Raw genomic sequence first — 8965 nt, forward strand, 5'->3', positions numbered from 1 at the left:
GCGGCTTCGCGCACCCCGCCCCGAAAAGCGGCATGGCAGCGCGAACCGAAAGTTTCGAAAGTTGCCATTAATATTGCGGAAATATAGGACCCGGGCATGGGTGCGTCAAGAGGGCAGTCAATCAGCGAGATTCACCCCATACCGACCCCTATATCGCCTGGATCTCGGTGTATCCCGACGCCTTCCGGTGGTAGAGTTTCGCGAAACTTTCGGAGAAACGACGAGCGGACAGATGACCAGCGCCTCCCCCGCCCGCGATCCGCGCCCCGCAACGATCGCGTCCATCGCCGAAGAGCTCGGCGTCTCGGTGACCACGGTCTCCAAGGTCCTCAACGGCCGGCCCGACGTCGCGCCCGACACCCGCGAACGCGTCGAGGCCGGCCTCGCGCGGCACCGGTACCGCCGCCGTTCGAAGCGGCGCACGCTCAAGGGGCAGATCGACCTCGTCTTCCACGAGTTGAACTCCATGTGGTCGATGGAGATCATCCGAGGCGTCGACGCCGTCGCCGCCGCCGCGCGGATCGAGGTCGTCCTGTCCCAGCTCGACGGGGCGCATCTGCCACCGGAGGAGTGGCTGGACGGTGTGCTCGACCATCGGCCTCTCGGCGTGCTGTTCGTGATGTCCAGGCCGTCCCAGTCGCAGCAGCGGAAGCTGCGGCGGGCGCAGGTGCCGTTCGTCGTCGTCGACACCGACGGCGAGATCGCCGAGTCCGTGCCCGTGGTCGGCTCGAACAACTGGGACGGCGGCCTGCTCGCCACCCGTCATCTCCTGGAGCTGGGCCACCGCCGCGTCGCGGTCGTCTCCGGCCCGAAGGACGTGATGTGCAGCAGGGCGCGGGTCGCCGGTTTCCGGGTCGCCCACGACGAGGCGGGGCTCATCATCGACCCCGACCTCGTCAGGTATGGCAACTTCTACGTCGACGCCGGATATGAGCACGCGATGGACCTGCTGTCGCGCCCGGACCGGCCGACCGCGATCTTCGCCGGGTCGGACCTGCAGGCGCTCGGCGTCCTGCGCGCGGCCCGGCGGCTCGGCCTCGACGTCCCCGGGGACCTGTCGGTGGTCGGCTACGACAACGTGCCCGTCGCCGGCTGGGTCGAGCCCGCCCTGACCACGGTGGGCCAGCCGCTGTGCGACATGGCGACGGTCGCGACCCAGATGCTGCTCGACCTGGCCCGCGGCGTGGAGCCGGCCACGAGCCGGATCGACCTCGCGAACGAGCTCGTGGTCCGCGAGAGCACCGCGCCGCCGGGGGGCCGGGCCGGGGTCAGACCCGCCGCGCCCGGCGCATGACCACCGCCCCGAGGGGAGGCACGGTGACCTCCCCCGACGCCGGGAGGCCGGTGAGCAGGTCGGTGCCGTGGCCGTCCACCGGGACGGCGACGGACGCCTGCGCGTCGTGGTTGAGCAGGAAGAGGTATTCGTGCCGGTCGTCCTCGCGGACCGCGCACTCCAGGTGGGCGGGGAGGCCGTCGAAGCGGTTCTCCACGCCCGCCGCCCTCAGCTCGCCGAGCAGCACCCGGTCGAAGGCGTCCTGTTCCAGGAGGGTGGCGAAGTAGACGACCCGGCCGGCGCCGAAGTCGTTGGCGACGACCGCGGCGCGTCCCTTGAGCAGCCCGTCCGCGTACGTCGCCAGTGCCGTGCCGCCCTCCAGGTGGATGTCCTCGCGCCACCAGTCCGCCGTCGCCGTACGTCCGTCGGCGAAGTCGACGGTGAACCGCTCGCCGGGACGCGCCGGCCAGTATTCGTCGATCTTCGCGCCGATGAGGCGGCGGAACGCGCCCGGGTAGCCGTCCGGGCGCACGCGGTTGCACGCGTCCACCACGCCCGAGAAGAACGACATGACGACCGTGCCGCCGCCGCGGGCGAACTCGGTGACGGCGGCGACGCCCTCGTCGTCCATCAGGTAGGCGTTGGGCACGACAAGCACCTTGTAGGACGACAGGTCGCTCCGGGTCGACACGACGTCGACCGCGTAGTGGTGCTCCCACAGCGGCCGGTAGTGCCGCATGACGGTGTCCACGTAGCTGAAGTCGTTGCGGGGCAGGCCCCACACCTCCTCCAGCCCCCACCAGCCGTTCCAGTCGAACAGCACGGCGACCTCGGCCCGCGTGGTCGTCCCCGCCACGGGCGCGAGCCGCCCGACCTCCCGGCCGAGGGCGGTGACCTCGCGGAAGGTGCGCGAGTCCGGGCCGGAGTGCGGCAGCATCGCGGAGTGGAAGCGCTCGTGCCCGCCCCGACCGGCCCGCCACTGGAAGAACATCACCGAGTCGGCCCCGCGCGAGACCGCCTGGAGCGAGCCGAGCCGCATCCGGCCGGGCTCCTTGACCACGTTGAGCCTCCACTGGCTGACCGCGCTCGCCGCCTGCTCCATCAGCAGCCACGGCCGCCCGCCCTTGAGCGACCGGAACAGGTCGAACTGGAAGGCCGCCGACACGTGCGCGTCCGGGTCGGCGGGGTCGGGGTAGATGTCCAGGGCCGCCGCGTCCTCCTCGGGGGCCCAGCGCCAGTAGTCGGCGTGCCGGTAGAAGCGCATGAAGTTGGTGACGACCGGGATGTCGTCGCGGAAGGAGCGGACGATGTCGCGCTCGGCGACGAAACACTCCAGCAGGGCGTCGGAGGTGAAGCGCTTGAAGTCCAGGATGCGGCTGGGGTTCATCCAGGTGCGCGGGACTCCCGGCACCTCGACCTGGTCCCAGTCGGTGTAGACCTGCCCCCAGAAGCGCGTGGTCCACGCCTCGTTGAGCGTCGCCAGGTCGCCGTACCTGCGCTGGAGCCAGCGGCGGAACCCGGCCGAGGCCGCCGCGTTGTACGCCGTGGGGCCGTATTCGTTGCTGATGTGCCACATCGCCAGGGCCGGATGGAAGGAGTAGCGCTCGGCCAGCCGGGTGGTGATGTTCGCCGCGTACTCCCGGTAGACCGGCGACGAGGGGTCGTAGTGCAGGCGGTTGCCGAAGCCGAACCGCTCGCCGTCGGCCATGACCGGGAGGACCTCGGGATGCCGCTGGGACAGCCAGGCGGGCGGCGCGGCGGTGGGGGTGGCCAGGTTGACCGCGATGCCGTTCTCGTGGAGCAGGTCCATGACCTCGTCAAGCCAGCCGAACTCGTATCTGCCCGGCTCGGGTTCGAGCGAGGCCCAGGCGAAGACGCCGAGCGACACGAGGTCGACCCCCGCCTCGCGCATGAGGCGGACGTCCTCCCGCCACACGCCGGGGTCCCACTGCTCGGGGTTGTAGTCCCCGCCGTACGCCAGTCCGCCGACACGGTCGCGGAAGGCGCGCATTCGAGGGTCTGTCATCGAGGAGCTCCCGGGGTGTGGCGGAGTGCGTGGGTTTCGGCGGCGGAATGTCAACGGATATCCCATGCTGCGGCCGCGGGGTCAGTGCGCCACCGGGGCGCTCTCGTCGCGCGGGCGGACGCCCGAGCGCAGCGGATAGAGGAGGAAGCAGCCGAAGGCCAGCGCCAGCACCACCAGGGGCACCGCGCCCATCATCAGCCGGACGCCGGTCTCGACGGAGGGCGGCTGCACCACGGCCCCGTTGTGGTAGTTCGATCGGGCCAGCACGACGGTGATGACCACCGCCTGGAGGGACACCGCCCAGCGGACGATGAACCCGTTCATGCCGAAGTACATCCCCTCGCGGCGGGTGCCCGTCCTGCGCTCGTCGTCGTCGATCACCTCGGCGAGCAGGATCTCCAGGAGCACCAGCATGCCCGCGATCCCGACGCCGATCGCGGCCCCGGTCACCGCCGTCAGGGCGAGGCTCCCGACGAGCAGGAACGGCACCTGCGCCGCGCCGTACACGACGATCGCGACGAGAACGGCACGGCGCGGGCCGATCCGCGTCGTGACCCGGCTCCACACGTAGACCATCGGGATCGCGACGACGAACACCGCGCCCAGGATGACGCTGTTGGCGGAGTCGGCCTCGCCCAGGGCGTACTTCGTGAAGAACGGGATCCCCGCCTGCAGCAGGGCGAAGGTGAGCTGCAACAGGAAGCTGCCCGTGACGTACGTGACGAAGGCGCGGTTGGCGAGCGTGTAGCGGAGCGCGGCGAGGAACCCGAAGCGCTCGCGCTCCGCGTGCACCCGCTCGGCCGAGCCGCGCAGCGACAGCGCGAAGAAGGCCAGCGCCACCACGCCGAAGGACACGCCCATGGCGGCCCACCCGATCGCGCCGTACAGCAGGGGCGCCGCGGCGACGCCGACGATCATGCCGACTATGGCGAACATCTGCCGCCACGACGCGGCGGCGGCCCGCTCGGCGATGGTGGCGAACATCTCGGGGAACAGCGCCACGTAGTTCAGCACCACGACGACGAACAGCACGTCGTAGACGAGCACCACGATCAGGAAGTACCAGAACCGCGCGGTCGCGCCGTCCACGAGCGGGATCCAGATCATGGTGAAGGCCGCGGCCAGCGGCACCATGCCGATCGCAATGTACGGCACCCGCCTGCCCCAGCGCGTGCGGGTCCGGTCCGACAGGTGCCCCACGAGCGGGTTGAGCACCGCGTTGACGATGCCGTGGATCACCATGGCGACACCGATGAGCGACGGGTCGACGCCCAGGTGGTCGACGTAGTAGAAGGTGGCGAAGGTCGCGAACGCCTGGCTGAGCAGGTTGACCGACAGGTTGCCCGAACCGTAGGCCAGCATCTGCCCGCGACGCACCGGGCCTGCAGAGCCGGGCTTCCCTGGACCATGCGTCACCGCGCTCTCCGGGCCGGGCTCCACCGGGCCCGCAGAGCCGGGTCCCTCCTGATGGCGCTTCATCGGGCCCTCTGGGCGGGGCTTCATCGGGCCCTCTGGGCCGTGCGCAGATCCGACCAGCCGATGAGGCGGACGCCCTCTTCCTCGATGGCGCGGCGGACCTCCGGATCGGTGAACAGCCGCAGCTCCATGCCGCGTTTGGCGTGATGCGGCATGATCTGCCGGAGCTCGCCGTCGTCCTCGAACGGGTGGATGTAGATCTCGGTCACGCCGGGCCGCAGCGCCCGGATCAGCCCGATCATGTCGCTTCTGACGCTCTCGTACGTCTCCCCCTCGGCCAGCTCGAAGGGCAGCGTCCACAGCCGGTCGAGGATCACCACTCCCGCCGCGTCCGCGGCCTCGGCCCTCGCCTGCGCGAACGGCTCCAGCTCCGCCGGAAGGCCCATCCCGTCGAGGGTCCTGGGCAGCCGGAACGGCAGGCCGTGCTCCGCGCACGCCTTGAAGACGACGTCGAGGAAGTCACGGCCGGTCTCCAGGCCGTACAGGCTGCCCATGTGGTTGTCGGCGTGCGACGGGTCGAGGCCGAGGGCGACGGCCCTGCGGATCTGCGCGTCGATCTCCGCGCCGACCTCCTCGGGGTCGGCCCGCTCCTCCACGGTGCGGGAGTCGGCGGGGAAGTAGCCGGCCTCGTCCACGAGCGAGGACACCGCGCGGTCGCGGGTCACCGGCCCCCAGCGGTATCCCTCCCACTCGCTGGTGAACGTCAGGTGGACGCCCACGTCGTAGCCGCCCGCGACGGCCGTACGGACCGCGTCGGGGGCCCACGGGCACGGCGTCATGACGGTCGCCGAGCTGATCGCGCGGGCGGCGAGCAGTGAGGTGATTCCGGTGTTGGCCGCCCGGCACATGCCGTAGTCGTCGGCGTTCACGATCAGCAACCGGTCGTCCGGCCCGGCGCCGAGCCGTCTCGCGAGGTTCACGTGATGTTCCCTTTCCCTGACCCGGTGGGGTCCGTGCCGTACGGCCCTCCGGTCGTCATGTCATGCGGTCCCCCTGTTGTCATGTCGCACGGCCGCCCACGATGGCGGCGAACGCGCGTTCGCGCGCGCGATGGCGGGCGAGCCAGGACGCGCCGCGCAGCACCGCGTCCCCGTGGACGCCGCTCGCGATGATCCTGATCGGGAGCGGCGCGGCGTCCCTCGCCAGGTGGCGGCGGATGCGGCCGAGCAGCAGGTCGGCGCTGGCGCCGAACGCGCCGCCGAGCACGAAGAGCTCCGGCTCGATCACGAGGGCGATGGAGGCCGCGACGTGGGCGATCCTGCGGGCGGTCGCGTCGACCACGGCGAGCGCCCTCTCGTCGCCGCGCCTGGCGCTGTCGAAGATCTCGCGCGGGGACGGGCTGCCCTCGATGCCGGCCTGCCTGGCCTGCTCCGCGATGCGGCGGGCGCCGAGCACCTCGGTGCCGAGCTCGGTCGCGGGGTGGGGCAGGAACGCGACCTCGCCCGCTCCCCCGGCGAAGCCCCGGTGCAGCCGGCCGCCCAGCACGATCCCGGCGCCGATGCCGGCCCCGACGCCGAGCAGGACGAAGTCGGCGACGTCGGCGCACGCGCCGAACCGCTGCTCGGCGACGGCGGCGAGGTTGACGTCGTTCTCCAGCAGCAGGGGCACGGGCAGGTGACTCCCGATCGCCTCGGCCAGGCCGCGGCCCCCTTGCGGCAGCCCGTAGGCCCGCCTGACGGTGTGACCGTCGCCCGCCACGACCGCGGGGACGCCGACGACGGCCTGGCCGATGGCGCCCGGCTCGGTGCCGGCGCGTCCGGCGCACTCGGCGGCGAGCGCAGCGACCGCCGCCGCCGTGTCGGCCACCCTGCGGCGCGGCGCCCGGGTCTCCGCCTGGGCGAGCGTCTCCCCCACCGCGTCCACGAGGACGGCGCGGATGCGCAGGTGACCGATGTCGACGCCGAGCGCGAGCGCGCAGCGGGGGGCGATCCGATAGAGGGTCGCGGCGGGCCCGCGGCGCGTGGTGTCGGCGCCCGCCTCCTCGACGGCCCCGCGGGCGATGAGCTCGCGCAGCGCCTGGGCGACGGTGGTCTTGGACAGGCCGGTGGCTCTGGTGATCTCCGGCCGGCCCAGCGGCCCCTCACGGTCGATGACGTCGAGCACCGCGCGGGCGTTGATCGACCAGAGCAGGCCCTGCGGCCCGGCCAGGTAGTTCCCGCTCACGCTGCACCTCGCGTCCCGGCCCGAGTAGGTCGGAAACTTTCCTACTCAAGGTGAGCCGTTTCTATCCGATCGGCGGGCCCCGCCACAAGACCGCTACGGTTCAGTGGAGGCAGAAAGGGGATCATCGTGAGCAATGCCGAAACGGGTGATATTCCGTTCGGGGCACGGGTGCGCGGCTGCCTGCTCGGCGGGGCCGTCGGCGACGCCCTCGGCGCGCCCGTGGAGTTCGACTCGATCGCCGCCATCCGCCGCGACCACGGCGAGGCGGGGCTGACCGGCCTCGCACCCGACTGGAGCGGCAAGACCGGCCTGATCACCGACGACACGCAGATGACGCTGTTCACCGTCGAAGGGCTGATCCGCGCCGACGTACGCGTCAGGGAGAAGGGCATCGGCGGCGGTGAGGTGCACGTCGTGCGCCACGCCTACCTGCGCTGGCTCGACACGCAGGAGCACCGCCAGCCGCCGCCCGCCGACGGCCTCGTCCGCACCGGCCGGCTCCGCGAGCAGACCTGGCTCTACTCCCGCCGCGCCCCCGGCAACGCCTGCGTGTCCGGGCTGCGCGCCGGCCTCGGCTCGCTCGCCGCCCCCGGCATGCCCGGGGCGGTCAACCCCGGCTCGAAGGGCTGCGGCACCGTCATGCGCTCCGCCCCCTTCGGGCTGGCCGTCCGCGACCCGCGGGCCGCCTTCACGCTCGCGGCCGGCTGCGCCCAGATCACGCACGGGCACCCCACCGGCTATCTCGCGGCCGGCGCCTTCGGCGCACTGATCTGCCTCCTGGCCCAGGGCGCGCCGCTGCCTCCGGCCGTACAGGACACGCTCGGCCTGCTCGCCGAGCAGCCCGCGCACGAGGAGACCACCGCCGCGATCGAGGCGGCGGTCGCCCTGGCCGGTACGGCGGAGCAGCCGACGCCCGAGGCGGTGGAGACGCTCGGCGGCGGCTGGGTGGCCGAAGAGGCGCTCGCCATCGCGGTCTACTGCGCGCTGGTGAGCGGCGACGACATCGAGCGGGCCCTGCTGCTGGCGGTCAACCACTCCGGCGACAGCGACTCCACCGGCTCCCTCTGCGGCAACCTCCTCGGCACGGTGCACGGCGACGCGGCCCTTCCCGGGCACTGGGTGTCGCGGCTGGAGGGCAAAGACACCATCGTCGAACTCGCCGACGACTTCACCACCCAGTTCACCGGCGGCCGCCTCGACCACGGCAAATACCCCGGCTGCTGACCCCGTGACCGCTCACCGTCGGTCTCCCGAGTCGTTCCGTTCCGTTACGGGCCGCGTGTCATGAAGACATAAGTCCCTTGCGGGAGTGTTGACAGATGAACAGGGGCGTTCATGGTGAATAGAGAGCCCTGACCCCCCGGGAGCACATGACGATGCGCAATCCGTTGCGGACGGGAGAATCCCCCGAGAGCACGGCCAGGTCTTCTCAGCGCGACACCTTGCCACATATCGTGGCGGATTTCCGCCGTCAGGTCGCACGAAAACTCGGCCGAGGTGGCAATCCTGAGGACCAGCTCCGAGCACCGCTCGAGGTAATCCTTCAGCGGCTCGGTACACGGATGGGCCTGCGGGTCACTCCTTACGGCGAGGTGCCACTGCACGATATCGGATCACGCCCTGATTATGCCGTTGATGTGGAGCGCTCCAGAGTGGGCTACGTAGAGCTGAAAGCTCCCGGACGTAGTGTTCCCGAATCTCCCACTTGGCGCGCGAGCGAGCGGGAGCGCCGGCAATGCGAGCGCCTGCGCGAGCTCCCCAATCTGATTTACAGCGACGGCACTGACTGGATTCGGTATCAGAACGGTGTCCCCGGAAAGATCGTCCGGCTGAACGGATCCGATGCGAGCTTGACCGCGTTCGACGCGTTGATCAGAGAATTTCTACTCTGGGCTCCCGACCCTCCGCGATCGGTTCGCGACCTCATTCGCGTCACTTCAGGACTCTGCCGCCTTCTGCGGGACACCGTCGCAGAGCTGCTCGAAGCGGAGAAGACCGGCCCGGAGATCGGGCCGTTCACCCATCAC

The 8965-nt window shown here is 71.3% G+C and carries 6 protein-coding genes and 1 pseudogene; 3 read left to right on the forward strand and 4 right to left on the reverse strand.

Annotation, left to right across the window (positions count from 1 at the left end):
- The first annotated feature begins 232 nt into the window (after positions 1 to 232).
- Positions 233 to 1294, forward strand: coding sequence for a LacI family DNA-binding transcriptional regulator (locus FLX08_RS37515; protein WP_142625015.1), 1062 nt, complete (start codon positions 233 to 235; stop codon positions 1292 to 1294).
- On the opposite strand, the gene FLX08_RS37520 is transcribed toward FLX08_RS37515, so the two are convergent.
- The 4 genes from FLX08_RS37520 to FLX08_RS37535 form a co-directional block, all read right to left on the reverse strand.
- Complete coding sequence (locus FLX08_RS37520; RefSeq protein WP_244313176.1) at positions 1269 to 3299, reverse strand: beta-galactosidase; 2031 nt, start codon at positions 3297 to 3299, stop codon at positions 1269 to 1271. The two genes, FLX08_RS37515 and FLX08_RS37520, sit on opposite strands and share 26 nt — an antisense overlap.
- 81 nt (positions 3300 to 3380) lie before the next feature.
- Positions 3381 to 4676 carry an MFS transporter gene (locus FLX08_RS37525; RefSeq protein WP_208761920.1) on the reverse strand — a complete coding sequence of 432 codons (1296 nt, stop codon included), beginning with the start codon at positions 4674 to 4676 and terminating at the stop codon, positions 3381 to 3383.
- 122 nt (positions 4677 to 4798) lie between these two features.
- On the reverse strand, positions 4799 to 5695 hold the full coding sequence (locus FLX08_RS37530) for a polysaccharide deacetylase family protein (RefSeq protein WP_142625016.1): 897 nt from the start codon (positions 5693 to 5695) through the stop codon (positions 4799 to 4801).
- Between the two features lie 79 nt (positions 5696 to 5774).
- The gene (locus FLX08_RS37535; RefSeq protein WP_142625017.1) at positions 5775 to 6938 is read right to left on the reverse strand and encodes an ROK family transcriptional regulator; all 1164 of its coding nucleotides are present in this window, start codon (positions 6936 to 6938) and stop codon (positions 5775 to 5777) included.
- Positions 6939 to 7064: 126 nt separating this feature from the next.
- On the opposite strand from FLX08_RS37535, the gene FLX08_RS37540 reads away from it, so the two are divergent.
- Positions 7065 to 8162 carry an ADP-ribosylglycohydrolase family protein gene (locus FLX08_RS37540; protein ID WP_244313177.1) on the forward strand — a complete coding sequence of 366 codons (1098 nt, stop codon included), beginning with the start codon at positions 7065 to 7067 and terminating at the stop codon, positions 8160 to 8162.
- Positions 8163 to 8308: 146 nt separating this feature from the next.
- Positions 8309 to 8965, forward strand: a pseudogene (locus tag FLX08_RS37545) (hypothetical protein); the annotation flags it as partial.

It is taken from the genome of Microbispora hainanensis (assembly GCF_006874475.1).
Taxonomy (GTDB): domain Bacteria; phylum Actinomycetota; class Actinomycetes; order Streptosporangiales; family Streptosporangiaceae; genus Microbispora; species Microbispora hainanensis.

What these genes read in the sequence shown, in the direction of transcription:
- FLX08_RS37515 (WP_142625015.1), top strand. Translation starts at nt 233, where the DNA reads ATGACCAGCGCCTCCCCCGCCCGCGATCCGCGCCCCGCAACGATCGCG.
- FLX08_RS37520 (WP_244313176.1), bottom strand. Translation starts at nt 3,299, where the DNA reads ATGACAGACCCTCGAATGCGCGCCTTCCGCGACCGTGTCGGCGGACTG.